Annotated in this window: 22 protein-coding genes and 2 pseudogenes; 10 read left to right on the top strand and 14 right to left on the bottom strand. The window is 63.9% G+C overall.

The features are described 5' to 3' along the window. The first annotated feature begins 917 nt into the window (after nucleotides 1-917). A protein-coding gene (locus VH88_RS15510; RefSeq protein WP_156146721.1) for an IS5 family transposase occupies nucleotides 918-1,684 on the top strand; the annotation gives its coding sequence in 2 pieces (ribosomal slippage) (nucleotides 918-1,230 and nucleotides 1,230-1,684; 768 coding nt in all). Between the two features lie 366 nt (nucleotides 1,685-2,050). Here VH88_RS15510 and VH88_RS01210 read toward each other — a convergent pair. From VH88_RS01210 to VH88_RS01200, 3 genes are read right to left on the bottom strand one after another with little or no spacing between them, the layout of a single operon-like run. Then, nucleotides 2,051-4,117, bottom strand: coding sequence for a recombinase family protein (locus tag VH88_RS01210; protein WP_231576542.1), 2,067 nt, complete (start codon nucleotides 4,115-4,117; stop codon nucleotides 2,051-2,053). Nucleotides 4,118-4,125: 8 nt separating this feature from the next. Then, nucleotides 4,126-4,398, bottom strand: coding sequence for a hypothetical protein (locus tag VH88_RS01205; RefSeq protein ID WP_045809634.1), 273 nt, complete (start codon nucleotides 4,396-4,398; stop codon nucleotides 4,126-4,128). Continuing rightward, the gene (locus VH88_RS01200; RefSeq protein WP_045809633.1) at nucleotides 4,395-4,577 is read right to left on the bottom strand and encodes a hypothetical protein; all 183 of its coding nucleotides are present in this window, start codon (nucleotides 4,575-4,577) and stop codon (nucleotides 4,395-4,397) included. The genes VH88_RS01205 and VH88_RS01200 overlap by 4 nt, the downstream gene beginning before the upstream one ends. Nucleotides 4,578-4,694: 117 nt before the next feature. Here VH88_RS01200 and VH88_RS01195 point away from each other — a divergent pair, with 117 nt between their 5' ends. Then, nucleotides 4,695-5,273 (top strand): helix-turn-helix domain-containing protein, encoded by a 579-nt coding sequence (locus VH88_RS01195; RefSeq protein ID WP_197070959.1) that lies wholly within the window; start codon nucleotides 4,695-4,697, stop codon nucleotides 5,271-5,273. Between the two features lie 149 nt (nucleotides 5,274-5,422). On the opposite strand, the gene VH88_RS01190 is transcribed toward VH88_RS01195, so the two are convergent. The 3 genes and pseudogenes from VH88_RS01190 to VH88_RS01180 form a co-directional block, all read right to left on the bottom strand. Continuing rightward, nucleotides 5,423-5,968: a TnsA endonuclease N-terminal domain-containing protein gene (locus VH88_RS01190; RefSeq protein WP_045809631.1), complete on the bottom strand. Its 546-nt coding sequence runs from the start codon at nucleotides 5,966-5,968 to the stop codon at nucleotides 5,423-5,425. Then, nucleotides 5,938-6,392 (bottom strand): annotated as a pseudogene (locus VH88_RS01185) (MaoC family dehydratase). The gene VH88_RS01190 and the pseudogene VH88_RS01185 overlap by 31 nt, the downstream one beginning before the upstream one ends. Before the next feature lie 57 nt (nucleotides 6,393-6,449). Continuing rightward, nucleotides 6,450-7,429, bottom strand: a pseudogene (locus tag VH88_RS01180) (threonine/serine dehydratase). 294 nt (nucleotides 7,430-7,723) lie between these two features. Here VH88_RS01180 and VH88_RS01175 point away from each other — a divergent pair. From VH88_RS01175 to VH88_RS01140, 8 genes are all read left to right on the top strand, one after another. Continuing rightward, on the top strand, nucleotides 7,724-8,245 hold the full coding sequence (locus VH88_RS01175) for a DUF922 domain-containing protein (RefSeq protein WP_045809630.1): 522 nt from the start codon (nucleotides 7,724-7,726) through the stop codon (nucleotides 8,243-8,245). 424 nt (nucleotides 8,246-8,669) lie between these two features. Next, the gene (locus VH88_RS01170) at nucleotides 8,670-9,077 is read left to right on the top strand and encodes a hypothetical protein (RefSeq protein WP_156146720.1); all 408 of its coding nucleotides are present in this window, start codon (nucleotides 8,670-8,672) and stop codon (nucleotides 9,075-9,077) included. A gap of 169 nt (nucleotides 9,078-9,246) precedes the next feature. Then, nucleotides 9,247-9,729, top strand: coding sequence for a hypothetical protein (locus VH88_RS16200; protein ID WP_045809628.1), 483 nt, complete (start codon nucleotides 9,247-9,249; stop codon nucleotides 9,727-9,729). A 90-nt stretch (nucleotides 9,730-9,819) separates the two neighbouring features. Next, nucleotides 9,820-10,614: a tyrosine-protein phosphatase gene (locus tag VH88_RS01160; RefSeq protein ID WP_045809627.1), complete on the top strand. Its 795-nt coding sequence runs from the start codon at nucleotides 9,820-9,822 to the stop codon at nucleotides 10,612-10,614. Continuing rightward, complete coding sequence (locus VH88_RS01155) at nucleotides 10,611-11,297, top strand: polysaccharide biosynthesis/export family protein (RefSeq protein ID WP_045809626.1); 687 nt, start codon at nucleotides 10,611-10,613, stop codon at nucleotides 11,295-11,297. The genes VH88_RS01160 and VH88_RS01155 overlap by 4 nt, the downstream gene beginning before the upstream one ends. Before the next feature lie 5 nt (nucleotides 11,298-11,302). Continuing rightward, complete coding sequence (locus VH88_RS01150) at nucleotides 11,303-13,540, top strand: GumC family protein (RefSeq protein ID WP_082064326.1); 2,238 nt, start codon at nucleotides 11,303-11,305, stop codon at nucleotides 13,538-13,540. Nucleotides 13,541-13,554: 14 nt separating this feature from the next. After that, nucleotides 13,555-14,826, top strand: coding sequence for a hypothetical protein (locus VH88_RS01145; RefSeq protein WP_156146719.1), 1,272 nt, complete (start codon nucleotides 13,555-13,557; stop codon nucleotides 14,824-14,826). A 77-nt stretch (nucleotides 14,827-14,903) separates the two neighbouring features. Continuing rightward, nucleotides 14,904-16,193: an O-antigen ligase gene (locus tag VH88_RS01140; RefSeq protein WP_197070958.1), complete on the top strand. Its 1,290-nt coding sequence runs from the start codon at nucleotides 14,904-14,906 to the stop codon at nucleotides 16,191-16,193. Here VH88_RS01140 and VH88_RS01135 read toward each other — a convergent pair. From VH88_RS01135 to VH88_RS01105, 8 genes are all read right to left on the bottom strand, one after another. After that, nucleotides 16,159-17,334, bottom strand: coding sequence for a DegT/DnrJ/EryC1/StrS aminotransferase family protein (locus VH88_RS01135; protein WP_045809622.1), 1,176 nt, complete (start codon nucleotides 17,332-17,334; stop codon nucleotides 16,159-16,161). The genes VH88_RS01140 and VH88_RS01135 overlap by 35 nt on opposite strands. Beyond that, complete coding sequence (locus VH88_RS15505) at nucleotides 17,328-18,302, bottom strand: ATP-grasp domain-containing protein (RefSeq protein WP_082064325.1); 975 nt, start codon at nucleotides 18,300-18,302, stop codon at nucleotides 17,328-17,330. The genes VH88_RS01135 and VH88_RS15505 overlap by 7 nt, the downstream gene beginning before the upstream one ends. After that, nucleotides 18,295-18,939: a hypothetical protein gene (locus tag VH88_RS15885; protein WP_156146718.1), complete on the bottom strand. Its 645-nt coding sequence runs from the start codon at nucleotides 18,937-18,939 to the stop codon at nucleotides 18,295-18,297. The genes VH88_RS15505 and VH88_RS15885 overlap by 8 nt, the downstream gene beginning before the upstream one ends. 45 nt (nucleotides 18,940-18,984) lie before the next feature. Beyond that, on the bottom strand, nucleotides 18,985-19,668 hold the full coding sequence (locus tag VH88_RS01125; RefSeq protein ID WP_045809670.1) for a sugar transferase: 684 nt from the start codon (nucleotides 19,666-19,668) through the stop codon (nucleotides 18,985-18,987). A 96-nt stretch (nucleotides 19,669-19,764) separates the two neighbouring features. Next, nucleotides 19,765-20,991: a glycosyltransferase family 4 protein gene (locus tag VH88_RS01120; RefSeq protein WP_045809620.1), complete on the bottom strand. Its 1,227-nt coding sequence runs from the start codon at nucleotides 20,989-20,991 to the stop codon at nucleotides 19,765-19,767. 2 nt (nucleotides 20,992-20,993) lie between these two features. Further along, a complete protein-coding gene (gene wecB / locus VH88_RS01115) occupies nucleotides 20,994-22,124 on the bottom strand; it encodes a non-hydrolyzing UDP-N-acetylglucosamine 2-epimerase (protein WP_045809619.1) in 1,131 nt (376 codons plus the stop codon). 2 nt (nucleotides 22,125-22,126) lie between these two features. Continuing rightward, the gene (locus tag VH88_RS01110; RefSeq protein ID WP_045809618.1) at nucleotides 22,127-23,230 is read right to left on the bottom strand and encodes an NAD-dependent epimerase/dehydratase family protein; all 1,104 of its coding nucleotides are present in this window, start codon (nucleotides 23,228-23,230) and stop codon (nucleotides 22,127-22,129) included. A gap of 3 nt (nucleotides 23,231-23,233) precedes the next feature. Next, nucleotides 23,234-24,268 carry a polysaccharide biosynthesis protein gene (locus tag VH88_RS01105; protein ID WP_045809617.1) on the bottom strand — a complete coding sequence of 345 codons (1,035 nt, stop codon included), beginning with the start codon at nucleotides 24,266-24,268 and terminating at the stop codon, nucleotides 23,234-23,236. Between the last annotated feature and the right edge of the window lie 11 nt (nucleotides 24,269-24,279).

Below are 24,279 nucleotides of genomic sequence, written 5' to 3'. Positions count from 1 at the left end.
ACCCCAACGTCGCATCCGACCAGCTCGATTTTGCGTGACACGAAAGGACAGACGCCAACGGCCTCAGTGCTCGTTCCCAAATTTTGGGAACGACATTTCGACGGACGCTTCATCTAACGACTTCCAAATTAGCCCTTCGTTTCCACCAGAATTTTCTGGCGGAGCGCCGATGGCCCTCCGATGTCGTCGCCCTCTCTCTATGTGAAAACTACCCAGACCGCAACAGAGAAAAACACATAACTATCTGTTTTTCGTAAAGGAATTATCTGCGAAGCTAATCTCGTTCTAAAAGCCAGCGCTTATAGACTTGGCAATCTTGAACATCCGCCCCCAGCCCGCATCATCGCAGCCTTGGTGCGCAGCTCCAGGTGCACACCTCACGTCAGAAGTTCAGCTCAGTGAAACGCAACCTGTCCGGGCTAGAAGGCTTCGACAAGCAAGGCCACTTCCATCGAATTCGAGACACCGCAAACGTGACTGACGAGCGATGCGGATCGTTTCTTGCAGGCCGGAAAGCCTGACGAGAGTCACGTTAGTCATTCGAGTCGATAGCTGGCGGCAGGCTGGCAACCTAAAGCCCGAGACGATCTGGAAGATTTTCGCATTGAAATAGTGAAGGTTAGAACCCACATCCCGTCCATCGCCAAGTGGGGGCGGCCTCCAACGGATGCGTCCTAGTTGACGCCACAGCGATTGGATCAGGTCCATTTTGATGCCGGAGTCATCGTTGGTGGCTATCGTGACTGAGCAGTCATGAAACGGGTGACGTGACTCCAGCAGTTCCGACACCATCGGCCGGGACCGGCGACTGACGTAACCTCAGTTGTGGAGGGGCGCGGTCCCAGCTAGGTTCTGTACCCATAAAGCTTGCGGCCGAGGGCGACGCTTGATTCAAGGATTCCGAAAGGAGCCCTGAGATGGCCCGATACGATCTGAGCGAAGCGAAGTGGCGGCTGGTCGAGCCGTTGTTACCGAACAAGCCGCGAGGCGTGGCCCGGGTGGATGACCGCCGGGTGCTGAACGGCGGCTTCTATGTCCTGCGGACAGGGTCGCCATGGCGTGACATGCCGGAGCGCTACGGGCCGTATACAACGGTCGACAATCGCTACAACCAGTGGGCCAAGGCCGGGGTCTGGCTGAGGATCTTCGAGACGCTGGCGGCCCGATCCCCGCAGTCGATGCAGATGATCGACAACTCCATCATCCGGGCCCACCAGCACGCCGCCGGTGGAAAAAAGCGGGCCCGGATCCCGCCATCGGCCGTTTTCGTGGAGGACTGAGCACCAATATCCACGCCGTAGTCGATCAGGACGGCCTGCCGGTGCGCCTGCTTCTCTCGCCCGGCCAGGCCTCCGACATGAGCGCGGTTCCCGAGCTTCTCGCTGGCCTACCCGCCCCGACGACCGTCGTCGCCGACCGGGGCTACGATTCCAACGCCGTGCTTGAGCTGATCGCCCGATCCGGCGCCCAGCCCAGCATCCCCAGCTGCTCGCGTCGAAAGATCAGGCGCTCCATCGACCCCGCCATCTACCGGCAGCGCAATCAGGTCGAACGCTTCTTCTGTCGCCTCAAGCACTTCCGACGCGTCGCGACCCGCTTCGACAAGTTGGCCCGCAACTTCCTCGCCGCCGTCCTCCTCGCATCAACGCGACTCTGGCTCAGAGCTTATGAGTCCAGAACCTAGCTATTGCTGTGCGTGACGGGCACAAATCGCGCTTCTGGGGGAACAGCTTCGCATGACCGACGCAGCCGAAAGACCGGCCCTTATCGATCGGGCGGCGATCCATCGTCGGATCGAGCGGCTCGAGGTGTCCGCCGACATGAAGTCTCTACTGGCTTCGCTCGTCAACAAGACCGTCGTCGCCGGTGGCTACGGCTCCCCAAGTCTCACTGGCATACGCCGGCGAGAACCAAGGTCCTCCTGTCGTCGTCTTGGGCAGTATGTGGGCCAGCTCGTCCATGGTCAAGAATGTTTGAAGTGTTAACAGTTTGTTTTGTAGAGGATAAGTCTGCACATTAGGTCGTCTCGGGAGGGCGGCAGCATCGGCGCTCACTCGGCGTCATCAGAACGCGGCGGGCCGACCACGACCACCACGGCCTCGGGCGGGACGAGCCGCATGACCGGGATGGTGTGGGTCATGGGCGGCTCGGCGATGCGAGCCTTCCACTCGGCGTCGCTCAGGCCCCGGTCGTTCCAGACGTAGCCCGTGTCGGGCCCGCGCAAGTTGACGCAGCGGGTGAAGCCTTGAGCTTGGAGATAGGCGACCGCGTTGCGGGCGCGCTGCTCGGGCGAGCGGTCCGCGTCAGGGCCTGCCGTCGGTCCGGCGTCGGCCAGAGCCTTTGCCATCCCTGCCATGGAGACAGGCACGTCGGCCTCGTCGAGCAGGCGGGCCAGGATCGGCAGGTCAGCGCGCACCGTGGCCAGACGGGGATCGCGCCACAACAGGGGATAGGAGAAGGCCCAGACGTAAGTCGCGTTATCCAGACCGAACATGGGCCGATGTCCATCCTTGGCAACGCGATCGACGTCGAGGCCGGCGAGGTCGATCAGGGCCGCCATCGGCCCCTCCACGGTGACAGTTATGTCGCCGGCGCCGCGCCCATCGACGACCGACCCCGGCTTCGGCTCCAGCACGATCCTGGTGATCAGGCCGCGCAGCAGTTCCTTGGCGCGCGCGGCCTCGGCGTCGTCGACCTGAAGGGCTTGGTGCAGGTCGTCCAGCGTCGCGGAGATCGAACCGATGATCGCCTTGACGTCGCCGCTCACGGGCGGCGGAGGAGCTGCGCGGCGCGCCTGCTGCTCCAGCCGGCGCTTCTCGGCGCCCACGCGCTCCAGTTCCTCCAGCAGCAACTGGCTGGCGAACGAGGTCTCGCCAGCGCCTCGCAACTGGACCATCAGGTTGGCGACCTGCTGATCGACCTCCTTGAGCCGCGCCGCCTGGCTTTCGGCGCGAGCGGCGTGGTCGGCGCGGGCGCGCTCGACCTCCTCGCGGAAGGCTATCAGCGCCGGACCCGCGACGGCCGTGTTCAGGACGTGGACCTTGATGCGGTCGAAGATGGAGGTTTCGACCGCCTCGCGCGGCACGCGGCGGGGGTTGGAGCAGATGCCCTTTTGCTGACGGCCGGTGCAGACATACTTGCCGTCGCTGACGATGCAGCTGGAACCACAGACCCCGCAGCTAACCTTGCCGGTGAAGACGTATTCGACCTTCCGCTTGGTGTGGAAGGGGCGGTCGACGTTCTCCGCCAGGCGCGCCTGGTTACGGTCCCACAGATCCTGGTCGATGATGGCCAGTTCCGGATGCTGCGTGATCATGCGTTCCGACTGGGCGGTGAAGCGCGTTTTCATTCGCCCCTTGCGGCGACGGCGGCTGGTCTTCCGGAAGTGGTATTCACCGATGTAGATGGGGTTGCGCAGGATACCGATGCCGCCGTGGCGGTTGCCCAGGAGGGCGCCGGGCCGCCAGTCCTTGCCCTTGGGACCGGAGATGCCGTCCGCGTTAAGACCGGCACAAATTTCGAGGGTCGAGCGGCCCGCATCGAATTCCGTGTGGATGCGGATGACGATAGCTTTCTTCTTCGCGTCAACTTCTCGCAGCCCGTTGATGGGCTCGCCCTTGGCATCCAGTTTGTGGACCTTGCGGTAGCCGTAAGGAATCGACCCTGACATACGGCCTTCGCTGACCGCCAGTTCCTGCCCGCGCTTGGACTTGAAAACAGTTTGCTTGATGAACTCCTTGTTCTGGACGGCCTTGAAGGCCAGCTCGATGTCGGTGACCACGCCATTGGCGACGGTGCAGATGACGATGTCCAACTCGTCCAGGTCCTTGGCGATCTTGTGCATATCGGCCGCATCGCGGCTGGTGCGGTCGATGTCCTCGACAAGGAGCACATCAAACTCGGCCCGCTCGGCCGACGCCATCATCTCGAACAGGCCGGCGCGACCCATGGTGGTGGTGCCGGACTTTTCCGCATCGCTGAAGCGATTGACCTCGACCCACTGCTTCTCCGCCGCGTAGTGAACGCAGAGCCGCTCTTGACCCTCGATCGAGGTTTGCTTCTGGCGGCTGCTAGAGAAACGGCTGTAGAAGACGACCCGGCTGCCGGGTGGCGGCATTGCGCGCATCAGTGCGCCATCGCCATCACGTGGCCGCCGGCCAACGGGCTGTCGCCCTGGACAATGAACTCGTAGAACTCATCGCCCACGATGCTGAACAACTGATCGAAATCGTCGCCCAGACGGTAGATCAGGTCGCCCAACGCCTCCTCTTCGCCGGCCGCGTCCTGCGCGAGGGTCACCACGCGCCCGCCAGCGTCCTGAACTTGCTGGAAGACGGCGCGGAGCACGTCGCGGTCAATCGGCGGCGGGCCGGACAGGTGGATAGCGACGCGGTTCATTGGGCGGCCCCCTTCACTTCGACCCGCGCCGACAGACGCGCGACCGCGAGAGCGAAGGGAAGCAGCAGGGCGTCGAGGTCGCCCATGCCCTCGCTCATCTGGGCCTCGTGACGGCGGCGGCGGTCCTTCGCGAGAGTCTCGGCCATGTCGTGGCCGCTGACATCGATCTTCGAGATCATCTTCTTTCATCCTCCAAACGCGCTTGCGCCATGCGCCTGCGCAGTCCATAACGTAACCTATAAACACAAACCGTGTCGTCGATGCGGTTGTTGTTCGCATCACACGGAATGGTCAGGATGTCAAGCGTCCAGATTTCGCTGCGTTATCGAGAGGGGCAGTTCACGCCTTCCGAGACGGCGGCCATAACCGGCACGCCGCTCCACCTTCAGCGGGACTGGCGTAGCCAGGGCCTGTTGCGCGCACGCGACGGCGGGCGAGCCAGCTTCACGCCTCGTGAATTGGCCGAGATGCGGCTGATGATGCGCCTGCGGAGCCTGGGCGTGTCCTTGCCCGATGCGAAGCGCGCGGCGGTAGAAGCGGCGCCCGGCGTAGTGTTCGCCGCCTTGGCCGACCATCATACACGAACGCTGGCGGTCGATGGCACGGCGCAGGACGCCGCCGCCTACATCGCAACATTGGAGGAGGAAGGTGATCACGCCTACATGCTGATCCTGGCCGAGTTGGACGGCATGGATCAGGTCTATCGGCATGCGGTGATCGAGGACGGCGAGTGCCGGCTCCTTCACGCCCTGAGCGAAGACGCCGCCGACGAGACGGTCGAGGCCGCCGGGCTTATCAATCTATGGGCGGTGGCGGCTGCGATTGCCAAGTCGGCACCCCGGCCCCTGTTTACGCTGGTAGCGCCCAAGCGCTGAGCACACGAGTGGGACGAATGGCTTCCGCTGCTCATCGCTCGGAAAGTTAAGATTCCCGTCAAATGGCTTAGATGACTCAGCCGCCGGCTGGGGACGACGCCCCCAACCGGCGACTGAGCGCGTCGGGTAGACTCAAACGACAGCCACTATCAGTCTATCAAAGCGCGATAGCGTCGATCGTCGGCATCGCTGGATTTGATCATCTGGTATTTCATGCCGCTCGCCACCGCGATCTGGTGGGCGAACTCTTTCTTGGCTTGGACAACCGCGTCGTCGATCTGGTGATCACCTTTCACCTCCACGATGACGTATTTTTCAGTGCCGTCCCCTTCCTCACGGAGGAAGAGGAAGTCCGGATAGTAGGAGCGCACCGTGTGGGATTCAGGGTCAATGTATTGGACAAAGGAGTCCGACTGACCGTGGGTCAGCATGCCGGTGAAGTAGATCTTCCTCACACGCTTCTCATGGAGAAGGTCCCAGAACAGGGTGCGTTCAGGGTTGGAGTCGAAGCAGTAGGTGTCGAGGTGGAAGCTCTTCGCCCGCTCCGCTTCATCGGCGACATCGCCCATGCGCACGATCTTGTCGGCGGCGGCCGTGACCTCGTAGTAACCGGCGGCCGGCACCTTGATCAGTTCGACCTCGTGCTCATCCTGCTGGCGCTCCGCTAGCCGTCGACGATGTGCATGCCCAGCCATTCGGCGATCAGGGCCGGCTTGTCGGCGCCTTCGATCTCGACGGTGAGTTCGTGCTTCAGCAGCCAGCGGCCGCCGCCCTTGTCCTCGGCGGAGAGCAGCTTGAAGCGGCCGCGCACGCGCGAGCCGGCGGGGACGGGGGCGAGGAAGCGCAGCTTGTCGAATCCATAGTTCACCCCCATCGCCAGGCCTTCCAGCGGGGCGACGGCGTCGTAGCTCATGGCCGAGGCCAGGCTGAGGGTCAGGAAGCCGTGGACGATGGTTCCGCCGAAGGGGGTGGCCTGGCCCGGTCCGGATCGACGTGGATGAACTGCCGGTCCTCGGTGCAGTCGGCGAAGGCGTCGATGCGGGCCTGGGCCACCTCGAACCAGCGGGAGACCCTGACTTCCTGGCCGATCAGGCCCTGCAGTTCCGACGGTTTCGGCATGACGTCCTCCCATGGCTTTGAAGGGAAGGTGGCGAAAGGCGCGGCGGAAGGAAAGCGTCAGCGTCCGAACCGGCCCTCGATGATCGCGGCGAACAGCTCCGGGTCGACGTTGCCGCCGGACAGGACGAGGGCCGTTGCGCGGTCCCTGGCCTCGATCCTGCCGGCCAGCAGCGCCGCCAGGGACACGGCGCCGCCCGGCGCGACGACCAGCTTCAGCTGACGGAAGGCGAAGGCCACGGCCTTGGCGACCTCGGCGTCGGACACGGTGATGGCGCCGGCGAGGCGACGGTTGATCGGGAAGGTCAGCTCGCCCGGCATGGGCGCCATCAGGGCGTCGCAGATCGAGGGCGGCCCTTGCGGATGACCGACCCGCTCGCCGGCGGCCAGGGACCGGGCGGTGTCGTCGAAGGCCTCCGGTTCGACCACCAAGACGCGCGTGTCTGGACTGCGCTCGGCCATGACCAGGTTGATCCCGGCCATCAGGCCGCCGCCGGAGGCGCCGCACAGCAGCTGGTCGATCGGCGAATCGGCCTGTTCGAGCATTTCCAGCGCCGTCGTGCCCTGGCCCTCGATGATGAAGGGATCGTCGAACGGCGGGACCAGGACGGCGCCGCGTTCGGCGGCGATGGCGGCGCCGATTTCCTCGCGGCTCTCGGTCCAGCGGTCGTATTCGCGGACCTCTCCGCCGAAGGCGAGGACGCCCTCGACCTTCACCCGGGGCGAGTCGGACGGCATGACGATGATCGCCGGCGTGCCCGCCAGCCGCGCCGCCGCCGCCACGCCCTGGGCGTGATTGCCGGAGGAGAAGGCGACCACGCCGCGGCGCCGCTCGTCCTCGCTCAGCCGGCTGATGCGGTTTAGGCGCCGCGGAACTTGAAGGCCCCCGCGCGCTGCAGGTTCTCGGCCTTCATCAGCACCCGGCCGCCGATGCGTTCGTTCAGGGCGGGGCTTTCGAGCAGCGGCGTGCGCACGGCGACGCCGTCGATCCGGCGGGCGGCGTCGAGGACGCCTTCATAGCTGGGCAGGCGGTGCGTCATGTGCTCCCCTTAGCCCAAGCCTATCGGGAGAGAAACGACTTGAGCCTGATCCTCGCCATCGACCAGGGGCGGTGGCCGCAGCGATCGCCCAAGCGACGCCGCGGCCGCTGTTCACCCTGGTCACGCCGAAGCGGTAGACCGTAGAGCGCTCATAGCTCATGGCGGCTTTGGACTTCGCCCAGAGCCCAGCAGGCCTGGCTCTCTGGGCTCTCATGGCGACGCAGGATAGAAGCGTTGGAGCTCCAACCGCATAAATGCCTGGAGACAACGCCTCGTCTGGGGAGCCTAGGTCCAGTGATCGCCAGCCTGGCTGATTTTCCCGAAAGCGCTTCCGCCCCGGCGCAGGTCAGCGTGACCACCTATGAGGTCGAAGGGCGAACGTCTCGTGATGTTCGGCAGTCGCTCAACCAGCGCCGGCCGACGGACGCCTCTGGTGCGCGACATGACGCCGTGACATCTTGGCGCTTCCAGATCGAGTGGGCCACAGATGCAAGTGGCGAGTGCGTGCCGTCAACTGTGACGGTCTGGCCGGTGATCTCGATCACTCTGCCTGCGTTGAAGGACGAACACCGCCGCGCCGGCCGCCTCCAACAGGCTTGGATGCGGTACTTGCGACGCCTCGAAATCCATGAGCGTCACCATGCACACCTGATCACCATGGGCGCTGCGCAGATGCAGACGGAGATGCGCTCCGCCTCTTCATGCGGCGACATGGTGCGGGCGTCGGATCGCTGGCGGTCAGAAATCCTGAAGGCCAACAGCGATTATGATGAGCGCACGGTTCACGGTCGGTCAGAAGGCGTCGTCTTTCCCTGAGTTCAGGCGCCGAGAACACCTTCTGAGTTGCCTTCGATGGAAAACTGCTTGTGACGGCCGCGCTGGCGCTTGAAGTCCGTTCGCATCGCCGCTCATGCTGACGACGCCGTTCGGGCCCGCGCCCGTTGGCTCAGTTGCATTCCCGCTGACGATCGCGGGTCGAGGTCGGTTGAAAGGCCGCCGCCTTTGCAGATCTCAGACACGGACGTGGACCACCTGCGCCCGGTGGCTGAGGCCGCTGCCCTAGAGAGGCCGACGCCGCGCTGACATCCAGAAGGGATAGGGAGACTTCGGCCTCATGCGATCAGCGAAGGTCCTTTTCGCGCGCGCTATGCCCTCCTCAAGGGTCTCCTTGAAAGAGGGTGAGGCGAGCCAAGCGGCTTGCTCTGTTGCGGGACCGAGGGCGCGTCCGCTAGGAGAGCGCGTGAACAGAGCCTCTCCCGCCTTTATGCATTCGCGCCTTGTTGTTCTTCTAAGCCGCCTTGCGCTCATCGTTTCGGGCGGGGGCGTGCTGGCGGCCGCCTTTCTGCCGATCTCGTCCGCGCCCTCGCTTGGGTCAGATTGGCTGAGCCACGGCGCAGCCTTTCTGGTGCTGGCGGTGCTCTCCGCCGTCGCCCTGCCCAGAGTGTCGCTGCTGCGGCTGTGGTGGGGCCTGACGCTTCTTGGTGTGTTGATCGAGGTGATCCAGGGCTTGCCCGGCGTGAACCGAGGCCCAAGCGTTCTTGAAGCCATCTGGGACTCGACTGTTGTGGCGGCTGTGTTTCTGGTCATCTCGATCGGAGCTGTAAGGCGCCAAGCCGGCGGCCCGCATGGCGGCCCGGATCACCGCTAAGGCGCGGCCCTCTGCTTACGAGACCCTGTCGCGAGGTGAACCTTTCTGTCCGATCAGCCTTTTAACTCCCCAGTCATCTCATTTGACGTAATCGGGGTTGCTGACGCGATCTCCACCATGCTAATAGCCCCCGGCAATCTCCGGTAGCCGTCCGTTCGAAAGGTCCACCATGAAAAAGTCCCTGAGCGTCGTTGCCGCCGCTCTCGCCGTCGCCGCGGTTTCCGCGGGCGCTTCGGCCCAGTCGGGCGTTTCGGCTCAAACGCCGACCGCGCGCCTGTCGGGTGCTGCTGGTCAAGTGATGGTGGACCGCGGCCAAGGCTTTGTTTCGTCGGACGCAGCCTCGATCCTGCGCGCCGGTGACGTGGTTCGGACATCTGCGGCAACCCAGGTGGTCTTTGCTGACGGCTGCGCGCTGCCGATCGCCGCGGGTCAGGCCTTCGCGGTTCCTTCGGTTTCGCCCTGCGCCGCTCAGGTGGCTGGCGGCGGCCAGGCTGAGACCGGCGCTGGCGTCGCGGCGGGATCAGCATCTGCTGGGGGGCTGGCAACGATCAGCACCACCGGCCTGGTGGTTGGCGGTCTGGCGGCCGGCGTCCTGGTGAGCGTTGTGGCGACCGTCGCCGACGATGACGAAGACGAGCCGATCAGCCGCTAAGCCCTGATCACGGAAGTCAAGAAGAGCGGCTTCGGCCGCTCTTTTTTTGCGGTTTGTGCCGGCGCCGGGGGGGCGTAGCGTATCCACTCGATGATTGATCTGCACTGCCATCTCTTGCCTGGCGTTGATGATGGCGCCACCGACCTCGACGACGCCCTGGCACTGGCCCGGGTGGCGTGGGAAGATGGCATCACCACGCTGGCCTGCACGCCGCACATTTATCCTGGCCTATATGACAACACCGCCGAGATCATCCACGATGGGGTCGCCTCACTACAGGATGAACTTGCAAAGGCTGACATTCCGCTGACGCTGGTGGCGGGCGCAGATGCGCAGCTCACACCGAATATGCTCGAGCAGCTAAAGACCGGCCGCATCCCGACGCTGGCCGGTTCTCGGTATTTCCTGTTTGAGCCGCCCCACCATGTGGCGCCGCCCCGCATGGCTGACGTGATTTTCGAGCTGTTGGCGGCTGGCTATGTGCCGATCATCACCCATCCCGAGCGCCTGACCTGGATCGAAGATCGTTACGCCACGATCTGCGAGGTCTTCGAGGCCGGCGCCTGGATCCAGTTGACCGCCGGCTCCATTACCGGGCTGTTCGGCAAGCGCGCCCAGTACTGGTCGGAACGGATGCTGGACGAAGGCCGCGTCCACATAGTCGCCAGCGACGGACATAATCTGCGCCGTCGTCGCCCTGTGCTCTCGGAAGCACGCGAACGCGTGGCCGATCGGCTGGGACAGCAGGCGGCGCTGGACATGGTGAGCGTCAGGGCGCAAGGCGTGATCCTTGACCATTCCCCTACGGACATGCCCGCCCTGACGAAGGCGCGGCGTCCGGTCGAGCAGCCGGCGCGAAGGCGCTGGTTCGGAGGCTTCAGATGATCCGCATGCGGACCTTCACCCTGGCAACGGCTTTGATGGCGGGCGCCGCCGTGAGCGCCTGCGCGACCCGTTCGGCTGCGCCCCCCGCCGTTCTACCAATGCCCGTCGTTCAGCAGGCGCCGCAGCCGACCTATCGCATTGGTCCGTTTGATCAGTTGCAGGTCAATGTCTTCGGCGTGCCGGAGCTCTCGGGCGCGGCGCAGGTGGACGGCGACGGCCAGTTGAACCTGCCGCTCGTGGGGCCCGTGGACGCCCTGGGCCGCACCCCGCCGCAGTTGGCGGTCGAGGTGGAGCGGGCCTATGCGAAGCGCTATGTTCGCGACCCGAACGTCACTATCCAAATCACCACGCCGCAGAGCCAAAGGGTGGTTGTGTCAGGCGAGGTGCGCGAAGCCGGCGTCTTCCCGGTGCAGGGGCGGCTGACCCTGGTTCAGGCGATCGCACAGGCTCAAGGTCTGAGCGATAACGCAAACGCCGGAAACGTGGTTGTCCTGCGCCAGGCCGAAGGCCAACAAACCGCTGCGCGTTTCGATCTGCGCGAGATTCAAGCGGGCCGGCTTGCTGACCCTGAGCTTGCTCCTGGCGATACAGTGATCGTCGACACGGCGCGCGCGCGCCGCCTCATTCGCGACCTGGCGCCGCTGGGCGGCTTCCTGGTCGGCATCTTCAACGTACTGAATTAAAGCTGATGACCTCCATGCTTCCCGCGGCCGGTACCAGCTCTTCTGCTGCAGAGTCTCGTCCCCTGTTCGGGCAGGACGGCGACGGCCTGATCGATTTGCGCCGTCTTTGGCATATTCTGTTGAAGCGCTGGTGGATACTTGCCGGCGTGCTGGCGGTTGCGTTGGTCCTTGGCGTGGTGATCACCCTGCTGTCGACGCCGATCTATCGCGCCAGCGCCACCCTACAGATCGACCGCGAAGCCGCGCAGGTCGTCGACGTGGAAGGAGTTCTTCCGGCCGAAGGCATGTACTCGGCACAGGAATTTTATCAAACTCAATATGGCCTGTTGAAGAGCCGGTCGCTGGCTCAGCGTGTGGTGACGGGACTGCGCCTGGCGCAGGACGCGCAGTTTATCGAAGCAAATCGGCGCAGCCCCGCCAACGCGCAGCCGCGAAGTGACGAGGATGGAGGCTCGCCGGCCGAACGCAATCGGCAGGCCGTCAGTCAACTGCTCGCCAATCTTCGTGTCACGCCAACGATGAACTCCCGCTTGGTGACGATCAGCTATGACAGCGCCGACCCGGCCCTGGCGCAGGCGGTGGTCAACTCCATCACTGAGACCTTTATCGCCACCAACCTGGAGCGTCGCTTCGAAGCCTCGTCCTATGCCCGTCGCTTCCTTGAAGAACGCATCGAGCAACTTCGCGCCCGCTTGGAGGAGTCCGAGCGCGAGCTCGTCGCCTACGCCTCCAACCAGCAGATCATCAATATCCCCAGCGCCAGCGCCACATCGGACGGTAACGCCAACCGCGGCCGATCGTTGATCGCTTCATCTCTGGAGGCGCTTAACGCCTCCCTTGCAGAGGCGCGGACTACGCGCATTGAGGCCGAGGAACGCTCACGCGCGGCGCAGGCTTCAACCGGACTGGGACTCAGCGAGGTATTGTCCAGCCCCACCATTCAGGCGCTGCGTGAACAGCGCGCCGAGCTCACGGCGAGGCGGCAGGAGCTGCTGGAACGCTTTCAACCTGAATATCCCAGTGTCCAGCAGATCCAAGCCCAGATCACGGAGTTGGATCGCCAGTTGGCGGCCGAGGCGGGCGACGTTCGTCGTTCGCTGCAAGGCCAGTATGCGTCAGCGGCGGCCGCCGAACGCTCGATCCAGGGCGAGATCGACGCTCTGAAGGCGCAGGCGCTCGATCTGGATCAACGCAGCATCCGCTACAACATTCTCCAGCGCGAGTTGGACACGAACCGGACCCTCTATGACGGCCTGCTTCAGCGCTACCGCGAGATCGGCATTGCCGGTGGCGTCGGCACCAACAACGTATCCATCGTCGACCGCGCCGACCTGCCGGTGAATCCGGTGGCGCCGCGTCCATTGATCAATCTGGCCTTGGCTGGACTGCTCGGCCTGCTGCTGGGCGCCGCCATCATCTTCGTGCTCGAGTTCCTGGACGAATCGCTGCGGGTACCGGCTGATGTCGAAGCGAAGCTGAACCTGCCGCTGCTTGGCAGCGTACCGTGGCTGCCATCGGCTGCGGCTCTGGCGCAGGCCGAGCGCGACCCTCGCTCCGGCTTTTCCGAAGCCTATCACTCCGTGCGCTCGGCCCTGCAGTTCGCGCGGCCTGGCGGCATGGTCCGCACGCTTCTTGTGACCAGCGCCCAGCCGGCCGAAGGCAAGAGCACCTCGTCGGTTGCGATCGCCCGCGCCTTTGCGCGGATGGGCAAGAGTGTGTTGCTGATCGACGGCGACCTTCGCAATCCGTCCCTGCACAAGATGCTGGGCGGCAACAACCGCGCTGGCTTCTCGTCGGCCCTCGCGGGATCAGACCTGAACGACCTGCTACAGCCGACGGAGCAGGAGCACCTGACTTTGCTGCCGAGCGGACCGCGCCCGCCGAGTCCCGCTGACCTGCTCTCCAGCCAGGCCTTGCCCGATGTTCTCGGCAGGTTGGCTGAGCATTTCGACCTAGTGATCATCGACGGTCCGCCTGTGATGGGCTTGGCCGACGCCACCTTGCTGGGCAATGCGTCGGAAGGCGTGCTCTTCATCAGTGGCGCGGGCATTGTGCGCCGGGGCACGGCGCTGCGCGCGCTCGACCGATTGAGAGGCGCCGGCGCCGACATTCTGGGCGGTGTGTTGGAGCGCTTCGACTCGAAGCGGGCGAACCTCGGCGGCTACGGCTATGAATACACCTACGCCTACGACTACGGCATGGAGGAAACGCCCGGCGCCAAGGCTCGTCGGCGCAAGCGCTGACGGGCGCCTCGAAAATGGCCCGCCGCCCGCCACAGCATGGTCGTCGTGATAGCCGCAAGCAGGGGAAGCTGCGCGCATCTCCTTTTGCGGCGGTTCTGATCGTTGGCGCCACCGCCGGTGTGGGCGGGGTGACGGGCGCTTTCGGCCTCGGCAGACTGTGGGCGGATGATGCCCCCGAGCGAGCGCTGAGGGCGTGGCCGTGGCAGGCGGATGCGCACCTGGCTCTTGCTGCGGACGCGTTGGGAGGCGCCGCGGGCGTTGCGAGCCCCTCGCTGGCCGAAGCTCACGCACGCAACGCCCTAGAGTACGCCCCCCTGTCGGTGCGCGCCGTCTCCATTCTCGGGCAGGCGGCAATTTCCAAAGGCGAGCTCCAGAACGCCGATGCGCTGATGCAAACAGCGGCCCGTCGCAGCCTGCGCGACGCGCCAAGCCAGACCTGGCTTTTTGCCCGCGCCTTGGATCGCCAGGACTATCCTGCCGCCATGCGCTCTCTGGATGTTCTGCTTCGACGCCGTCCGGACTTGAGGGAGACGCTGGCTCCGGTGCTGTTTCCCCTGCTCGACGCCGCGCCGGACGCACGCGCCGCTCTGGCGGAAAGGATGGCGCTGACGCCGCCATGGCGATCGATGCTGCTGACGAGCTACAGTCGAAGCGCCTCTGAACCCGCCTTTGCCTATCATCTCCAGCAGTTGCTGCGGGATGGGCCGGCGCCTCCCACCGATCAGGAAGCCCGTGCCTACATCGATCGTCTTGTCCGCGACCGCGCCTATGTCGCCGCGCTGGTCGCTTGGCAACAACAGCGCCCACAGACGGCCGCCGGCTTGCTGATCGACGGCGGCTTCGAGGCGGAAGACAGGCTGCCGCCCTTTGGCTGGCAGCTGCTGGCGGCGGACGGAGGTGCGGCCGAAATCATCCGCTCGCCCAACGGAGAGGGCCGCGCGCTCCAGGCGACGACGCTCGGTGGCCTGCAGCGGCAGAGGCTGGCGGAACAGTTGCTGGTGCTCGCGCCCGGATCCTACCGGCTGCAGGGGCGTGTGTGGCGTGAAGCGAACACACCCGAAGACGCCCTGGTCTGGACGATGCGCTGTGAGAACGGACCTGCCATAGAGGCAACCCAGACCCTACGCCGAAGCGGGGAGGGGACTTTCCTCTTCTTCATCTCTTTCGAAACCGCACAGGCCTGCCCCGCACAGCGGCTCGCGCTGGAGACACGTCCGGGTGCGAGCCTGTCCCCGACCACTGCGGTCTATGACGACCTCCATATCGAACTGACCGGTCTCCAATGAACCCGCTTGCCGCACGTCCGCGAACCGGCGGAGACGCCCACCCCTGGTACACCGCAGTCTTGGGCTTGTACCTTGCTTTGGCGCTGGTTCTTGGCGGGGCGTCTCAAGACAACGACGGTTTCGACCTCGTTCTCCGGCTTGCCGGCTTGCCGCTGCTGGCCCTCGGCGCCCTGCGGCTGCTGGCTAGAGAGGATGTCTCACGCCCGGCCCTGCTGTTTCTTGGATCGCTGATCCTGTTGCCGCTGGTGCAATTGATCCCGCTGCCGCCGGCGGTCTGGAGCGCCCTGCCTGGTCGAGCCACATTAGCGGCCGATCTCGTCGCAGTGGGTGCGGGTGAGACTTGGCGGCCGATCAGTTTGGCGCCAGGCGCCACGTGGGACGCGCTGTTCGGCCTTACGCCCTTTGCCGCCGTCTTCCTTGGCGTGTTGACACTTCGCCGCTCTCAGGCCCAGACGATGTGGCTGCTGGTCGCAGTGATCGCGGTCATCTCCGTTGGCTTGGGCGGGTTTCAACTGGGCGGCGGCCCCTCCAGCCCGTTTCGCCTCTATGGTCCGGATGCGGGACGCGCAGCGACCGGCTTCTTTGCCAATCGCAACCACTGGGCTGCTTTTCTGGTCGCATCGCTTCCAGCCGTGGCTGCCTGGAGCTTCCAGCGCCGCGCCTCGGCGGATCGAGGGCGCTCCGGCGTCGCACTGATCCTTGGCGCCGTCGCATGTCTCGCCCTGCTCGCGGGGGTGGCGATTTCCGGCTCCAGGGCCGGTGCCGGGCTGTTGCTGCTGTGCGCTCTGGGACTGGCGCCTTGGCTTGGGGTCGGCCGACAGGGCGACCCCCGTCGCCTTCTTCTGCCCGGGCTGCTGCTGGTGGTCAGTCTCGGCCTGGCGGTCGCCGGATCTTGGGTCGCTGCGGACCGCTTCGCCGATGCGCCTCGTGATCTGCGGTTCGACATCTGGGCCGAGGCGGGTCGTATAGCGGCCGCCCACCTGCCGTTCGGGACGGGCGCGGGCAGCTTCAGCGCGGTGTTTGCCGGCGTCGAGACGCCCGACGACCTGACCGCCGGCTTCACCAACCAGGCGCATAACGATTGGCTGGAAGTCGTGGTCGAATACGGCCTGCTTGCGCTCCTGCCTGCCGCATTTCTGCTGCTGCTGCTGCAACAGGCCTGGCGACACAAGGGATCCCAGAGCACTCTCGCCCTGCTCGCCCTGGCCGTGCTTCTGGCGGCCTCGCTGGTCGACTACCCGCTCAGGACCCCGGCGCTTCAAGTTTTGATGGCCCTTCTTCTGGCCAGCCTCGCAGTGCGGACGCGGGATCGAGCGCGGTCACGGACGGCGATCAGGCCTGAGCCGCCGAGATCACCTCGGAGATGACCGCGCAGCTCTTGTCGATCTCCGCGTCCGTCAGCGTGGGGTGCACCAGAAAGGCGAGACTGGTTTCGCCGAGTTGCTTGGCCGTCGGCAGACGCTCGCTCGGCCGCCAGCCCGTGCCGTCGAACGCCGCCTCCAGGTAGACCTCGGACGCCGAGCCGTGAAAGCAGGGCACGCCGCGCGCGTTGATTTCCCCGATGATCCGGTCGCGCGTCCAGCCATCCGCCAAGCGCTCGGGCCGGACAAAGGTATAAAAGCGATACCACGCATGGATCACGCCTTGCGGCGGCAAGGGCGTGCGCAGCAGGTCGAACGGCTCGCAGGCGTCGGCGAGGCGCAGCGCCAGCTCGGTCCGCCGCGCCGTCCAGTCGTTCATCCGCTCAAGCTGGATCAGCCCCAAGGCCGCCTGCATCTCGATCATGCGCCAGTTGGTGCCAAAGCTGTCGTGCACCAGGCGCGGCCCCGGCGGATGCGGCCGCTCATAGACGGCCTCCCAGCTTTTCCCATGATCCTTGTAGGACCACATGGCCGACCACAGAGACAGATCTTTTGTCGTGACCATGCCGCCCTCGCCGCCGGTGGTCATGATCTTGTCCTGGCAGAAGGACCAGGCGCCCACATGTCCGATCGAGCCAACCGATCGGCCGCGATAGCGTGCGCCATGGGCCTGGGCGCAGTCCTCGATCACCTTCAGGTCGTGCTCGCGCGCCAGCGCCATGATTGGATCCATGTGACACGGCATGCCGCCGAGATGGACGCAGATCACCGCCCGGGTCCGTGGCGTCAGCACCGCGCGAATGGCGTCGGCGGTGATGTTCTGGCTGTCGGCGTCCACATCAGCGAACACCGGCGTCGCCCCCGCCGTGACGATGCAGGACGCCGAAGCGATAAAGGTGCGCGGCGTGGTCACCACCTCGTCCCCAGGCCCAATCCCCAGCGCCTTCAGCGCCAAGTCAAGCGCCAGCGTCCCATTTGCCAGAGCCACCGCGTGCCCGACGCCGGCCCAGTCGGCAAAGCGCCGCTCGAACTCGCGGCAGCGATCTCCGGTCCAATAGTTGACGCGGTTGGAGGCCAGCGTTTCGGAGACAGCCTGGACCTCTTCGGGCGAATAGCAGGGCCAAGGGGAGAAGGCAGTGTTCAGCATTTAGACCCGAACTCAAGCATCTGTGAGGGCACTGAGAACCCGATATACTTTGCGATCACCTGGTCTGCGGCATAGTTGGCGCGGACGCCGTCTGACGGCAAGTGTCTGCCGCAGACTTCGGTCAACATAGGCCGAAGAAGATTGACACCGAAAGCGTGCGACGCGGGATAATTTCCGCCGATCCGGCAGTTTACCTCCATGATCTTTAATTCGCCATCCTCATCATAGATGTCGAAGTTCACTATGCCGCGCATGGGTAGCACTGTTGCAACAGCATCAAGCATCCCGATGAAACGGTCACGCGGCACTGACCGGAGCAGGTAGGATTCGCCATTTGCTTTGGCCAACACCTCCTTGACACACAGGTCGATAAGACGAGCATCCCGGATGGAGAAATAGGCATCGATGCAGTAGTGCCGACCTGAGCAGAACGGTTGATAGATGTAGCGTGGATCCCGCGCGTTCTGCCGGACGGTCTCGGTATCAGTGGTTTCGCTATAGACTTTGAACCCGCTTGCGGCGGAACCCGTTCGGTCCTTCCGGATGAATGGTGTCTGGTTGAGCGGAGTCAGGGATGTCGGGATAGTGGCTATGCCGTTGGCTCGCATAGTTTCGAAGAAGTGGTATTTATCTTCGCAGATCGCTGCAGTGGACGCCGCCGGATGCAGGTAAAGGGCGTCCGCTTCGCCCTCGATTTCACCAAGAGAAACTATCTCCGGATCAATAAGGGTCAAGTAAGCTCCGGCAGAAGAACGGGCGAGAGTGTTGAGATAGGCGACCTTGAAACCACTGTCTCGAGCCAAGGGGAGTTGAGAGAAATGGGGGACATCTAATCGCGCCGGTGCCCAAGCCGCTGCATCGCAGCCGACCAGACGTATGCCTAAAACCCGACATTCGTCCCTAAGTAACTTCAAAAGGCTGTTCCGCTTACCAATCCCGGAGACCAGCAATGTCCTCTTATCAAGCATGTCTAGGTCGTCGCTTCCATATCTTACAATTGAAGTTAGAGTAGATCGGGTGAGAATATAGAAAATCTAAAGAGAACCCTTTAAGGTGCAATATGGATTCAATGACCGGATCATGATTCACGCTAACCACCACTAGGACATTGTCAGGAAGGCGGTTAAAAAACGTAACAGCTAAATCGCCGCGAAAGGGATTGAAAAAGAACAGCGCTCTATAGGGTGTAAGATCAAGTGCAAGCGCGTCACCGTGTATCAGCGTCGCCCGCTCGCCCAAATTTCGCTGCGACATCGCAAAGGGAATGTGGCCAAATTCGATTCCAGAGAGGTTTGTGTACCCTTCCAATGAGGCTACGTGCAGGAATGTGCCGGAGCCGTGACCGATATCTATGACGGGTGCCCGTTCATCGATGTTTGCGTGCTGAAGATATCGCCGGATAAGCCGGGGATGAGCCGGAAAATTACCGGTTGATCCTGATAATGCTTCGTTGCCCATGTCGCCTGGCTTGTGAGAAACCGCAAACCGGGTTCCGTGGATAACATCATATGTCATCAAGTAAGCGTAGTAATAAGTAAGGTACAGCGCGTTCTTTAAGTCACCCTGCCGAATTCGTCGAACAAACGAGATGACTAGATTCCGCATGGCCGTATTACTCTCCTAAAAGGTAGCGCCAGGTTGAACACCAAGTCAAAATCCTGGAAGATCGCTGCGGGATGCATCAACCGGCGGAGCCGTCCCTGTAAAACGTTCCATAGTTTCCGAGGTTGGTGATGATACACTGGACCTGAGGAGGACTTTATACACCGTAATCAGCATGATCTTCAGATCGACGATTAGAGCCATATTGTCCACATACCAGATGTCGCACGCGAATTTTTCACCCCATGTCAGGGCATTGCGTCCCTTCACCTGGGCCCAGCCGGTGACGCCTGGTCGCACCTCGTGGCGCCGCGCCTCCTCAGGCGAATATAGGGGCAAATAGGCCATCAGTAGCGGCCGAGGTCCCACCAGGCTCATTTCGCCTTTCAACACGTTCCAGAGTTCCGGCAACTCATCAAGGCTGGTTGAGCGCAGCCATCGGCCAAAAGGCGTCAGGCGTTCGGCATCCGGCAGGGGGTGCCCGTCTGGCCCCGTCGTGTCGCGCATGGTGCGAAATTTGACCATTTCGAAGGAACGCTCATGCAACCCAGGTCGGATCTGACGGAACAGAACCGGCGATCCCAGACGCGCCCGCACCAGGATGGCAACGACCAACAGCACCGGCGACAAGGCGACCAAGCCGGCCAGGCTGCCCACTACATCGATGCAGCGCTTGAGGCGGTCATAGCCGTGGCGTGATCGGGACGCGGGGGGGGAGGTGTCTTGAGACATGATCGGATCAACGCTGTGGCGGAAGCGGGGTGACAGGAAAAGGCGAGCTGTCCGACCGCTCATCCGCATTCTTTTGGGTTGAAGACAAGAGCGCCATCACGCGACCTCCAGCACCCGGCCCACATGCCCGGCAATGCGATCCATGGTGGTCTTTAAGGCGAAGCGCGAGGCGTAGGCGGCGCGGGCGCGGGCGCCCATGGCCTGCAGTTCGGCCTTCGGCAGGTTGGCCAGGTGCAGCATCGCTTCAGCCATGGCGGCGCTGTTCTCGGGCGGCGTGCGGACGCCGGCGCCGGCCTCGGCGACGATGCGGGCGGCCTCGCCGCTGACGCCGATCAGGATCGGGCGGCCCATGGCGAGATAGAACTGGGTCTTGGACGGAATGGTGATCTCGAACAGCGGGTCGTCCTTCAGATGGACCACCAGCACGTCGGCGGCGGCCAGAACATCGCCGATGTGCGACGGCGGCACGCCGGGCAGGATCTGGACGTTGCGAACGCTGCGGTCGCGCACCAGGGCTTCCAGCCGCGCGCGCTCGGCGCCGTCGCCGATCAGGGTCAACTGGATGTGCGGCGCCGCGTCGGCGAGACTGTGGGCGGCCTCGATCAGGACCTCCAGGGCCTGGACAGTGCCCAAGTTGCCCGCATAGACGAAATTGAACCGCCCCTCGAAGTTCAGCGAGGCCGTGTCATATAAGCCATTGGCGCGGGCTGCGTCCTCATCGGCCCAGTTGAAGAAAACGTCGGCGCGCTCGGGAGCCACCCCGCGCTCGACCAACCGCGCCGCCATGCCTTCCGACTGCCCCAGGACCAGGGCGGCCCGTTTGTAGACGAAGCGGCAGATCGGATCGAGGATGCGCGCCAGGGTTCCCGTCGCGGACATGCCCGAGGCCGCCACGGTGTCCGGCCACAGGTCCTGAACCTCAAGAAGAAAGGGCTTGCGCCAGACCAGCCCGGCGAGCGCCGCCGCCAGACCGGTCGTGATCGGCGGATGATAGACGTAGATCAGGTCGAAGCGCCTGGCCTGGACCAGGCAGAAGACGAATGCCGACAGGAAGAAGGACAGATAGTTGAGAGCCCGACCGAGGCTGGAGCGATCATGGCTGGGATAGAGGAAGACGCGATGGACGATCACGCCCTCGATCTGCTCGCGCATGTAAGGCGCAAGGCGATACCCCTGCGCCAGCTTGCCCGATGGATAGTTGGGAAAGCCCGTCAGGACCTCGACTTCGTAGCCTCTGGCCTGGAGGTCCTTCACGACCGTCAGGCCACGCGTGGCAGGTTCCGGCCAGAACCACTGGCTGAGATACAGAATGCGGCGCGGCACGATCAGTACTCTTTCCAGACCGTCCGGCGCACATAGTCCGTGTAGCTGAGGATGATGCGGAGCACCTTGTCCGACACATTGTCCGGCGAATAGTCGCGCACCAGCCGCAGGAGACGTTCATCCCTGCGGGGCTGGGTTTCGAGGACCGCCATGGCCTGCAGCACGCGTTCGGGATTGAGGCCGGTCATCATCACCGCGGCCTCCTCCATGCCTTCCGGGCGTTCGTGAGCTTCGCGCAGGTTCAGCGCCGGAAAGTTGAGGATGGACGACTCTTCTGTGATCGTGCCGCTGTCCGACAGCACCGCCCGAGCCCTGGTCTGAAGGGCGATGTAGTCCAGAAAGCCGAACGGCTTCAGAAGCCGCACCCGCTCGTCGAAGCTGACTCCGAAGGCTTCGATGCGGGCGCGCGTGCGTGGGTGGGTGCTGACCAGGACGGGCTCGCCAGTGTGATCGGCAACAGCGTTCAGGCAGTCGGCGAGGCGTCGCAGCTGGCGCTCGGAATCGACATTCTCCTCACGATGGGCGCTGACGACGACGTAGCCTCCTTCGCTCACCCCCACTTCTTCCAGAACGCGCGAGCGTTCGATGGCGGGACGATAGTAGCTCAGCACCTCGTTCATCGGGCTGCCGGTGCAAATCACGCGGTCGGGGGCGGCGCCTTCCCTCAACAGGTAATCCCGCGCGATGGCGGAGTAGGTCAGGTTGATGTCGGCAGTGTGATCGACGATGCGACGATTGGTTTCTTCCGGCACGCGCTGATCAAAGCAGCGATTACCAGCCTCCATGTGGAAGATCGGGATCTTGCGTCGTTTGGCGGGAATGACAGACAGGCAGCTGTTGGTGTCGCCAAGCACCAGCAGGGCATCCGGGTTTTCAGCCGCCAGCACCTTGTCCACGGCGATGATGATCTGGCCGATGGTCTCGGCCGCATTGCCGCCGGCCGCATTCAGGAAATGGTCGGGCTTGCGAATTTCCAGATCCCGAAAGAAGACCTCGTTCAGCTCATAGTCGTAGTTCTGGCCCGTATGAACGAGGACCTGCTCTGTATGATCGTCCAGCCGAGCGATGACGCGCGACAGGCGGATGAGTTCGGGCCGTGTTCCTACGACCGTCATGACCTTCAACTTCTTCACGGCTAGACCTTCTGCGCCACAGTGTCGGGCCGCGCCCGATCGAATATCTCGTTGGCCCACAACATGACGACCATCTCGCCATCTCCAATGTTGGTGATGTTGTGGGTCCAGCCAGGGATGGTCTCGACGATGCGACCCTGGCCGCCTTCCACGACGATCTCGTGCCGCTGATCGGTCAATATATGGCGAAAGTCAAAATGAGCCTTGCCGGTCAGGACCAGAAACTTCTCCGTCTTGGTGTGGTGATAGTGCTCGCCGCGCGTGATTCCTGGGCCGGCCGTGAAATAGGAGAACTGGCCGCAGTCCGGGGTCTTCAGCATCTCCACAAATATGCCGCGCGGATCGGCGTGCCGCGGCACGTCATAGGCGAAGCTCTTAGGCTCCAGGTAGCTGAGATACGTGGCGTAAAGCGCTCGGTCGAGCCCTTGGCCGACGCGGTCGGTGACGAGGGTCTCCCGGCTGGCGGCATAGCCGGTGATGGCATTGGCCACCGCTCCGACCGTGGTTTCGTGGATGGGTCCCGCCTCGGCGAAGGCGGCGCTCGACGGCGGATGACGAATCAGGTCCAGCATCGCGTCGCACACATCGTCCACATGCACCAGGCGAAGGGACGCCGAGGGGTCGTTGACGGAGATCGGCAAACCGCGCGCGATGTTGTGGCAGAAGGTAGCGACCGCCGAGTTGTAGTTCGGCCGCGCCCATTTGCCGAAGACGTTAGCCAGCCGGAAGACGCGCACCGGCGCACCCGTCTCTTCCGAATAGCGAAACAGGACATTCTCGGCCGCCCTCTTGCTGCGGCCGTAGGGATTGTCGCGCTCGGCCTGGATCGACGAAGCGTATAGGATCGGGATCGTTCTGCCCGCGTCCTTGATGGCCTTCACCAGCCCTTCGGTCGAGCCAACATTGCCGGTCACGAAATCCGCCTCGTCAACGGGTCGGTTCACGCCCGCCAGGTGGACGATGAACTCCGCTCGCGCCGCGGCGGCCCGAATAGCAGCCTCATCCGCATCCGAACCGAGCGGAAGAGGCTCCACTCCGGTCTCCTGAAGCCGCACCATCAGGTTGCGGCCAATGAATCCTCGCGCGCCGGTGACAACAACAGCCATGGCTCAGTCCTCCAGCGAGGCCCGCTCGCCGCTCAGCAGGCGCTGGATGAACTCCAGCTTGAGCAGCAAGGCCTTCATGCCCTCGACGTCCAGACGCTCGGTGTTGTGCGAGTTGTATTCCTCGCCTTCGTGCAGGCAGGCGTCGCCCTGATCGACGAACTTGCCGTAGTTGAGGTCACGGCCGTCCGGCGGCACCCGGAAGTAGTCCCCGAGATCCTCGGAGCGCGCCCGTTCCTCCTTGCCGAGCAAGGATTCATACTGCTTCTCGCCGTGACGAACGCCGATCACGCGCACCTCGTGATCCGGTCGGCCGAACAGTTCCAGCAAGGCCTGAACCAGGGTCTCCACCGTGGCGGCGGGCGCCTTCTGCACGAAAATATCGCCGTTGTCTCCATGCGCGAAGGCGTAGAGCACCAGTTCGACGGCGTCTTCCAGCGTCATCATGAACCGCGTCATGGCGGGTTCGGTCACCGTGATCGGCCGCCCCTCCAGAAGCTGGCTGACGAACAAGGGGATCACCGAACCGCGCGAGGCCATCACATTGCCGTAGCGCGTGCCGCAAACCGTGAGGCCCGTCTCGGCGAAGCTGCGGGAGGACGCTACGGCGACCTTTTCCATCATCGCCTTGGAGACCCCCATCGCGTTGATCGGATAGACGGCCTTGTCGGTGCTCAGGCAGATGGTGCGCCGCACCCCGCTGTGCAGTGCCGCGTTCAGCACGTTTTCGGTGCCAAGCACATTGGTGCGCACCGCCTGCATCGGGTGGAACTCGCATGACGGCACCTGCTTCAGCGCCGCAGCGTGAAAACAGAAGTCTACGCCCTGCATCGCCGCCGCCACGCTGCGGTCGTCCCGCACGTCACCGAGATAGAACCGCAGCTTGGACGAGCCATAGCGCTTACGCATGTCGTCCTGCTTCTTCTCGTCGCGACTGAATACGCGGATCTCGCCAATGTCCGACGACAGAAATCGGCGAAGCACGGCGTTGCCGAACGAGCCGGTTCCGCCGGTGATCAGCAGGGTCTTGTCGGTGAACATGGTTTGGAAGT

The organism is Brevundimonas sp. KM4 (genome assembly GCF_000964075.1).
Taxonomy (GTDB): Bacteria; Pseudomonadota; Alphaproteobacteria; order Caulobacterales; family Caulobacteraceae; genus Brevundimonas; species Brevundimonas huaxiensis.
The sequence above is the reverse complement of the archived record's forward strand: the minus strand, read 5'-3'. Positions and strand labels throughout refer to the sequence as shown.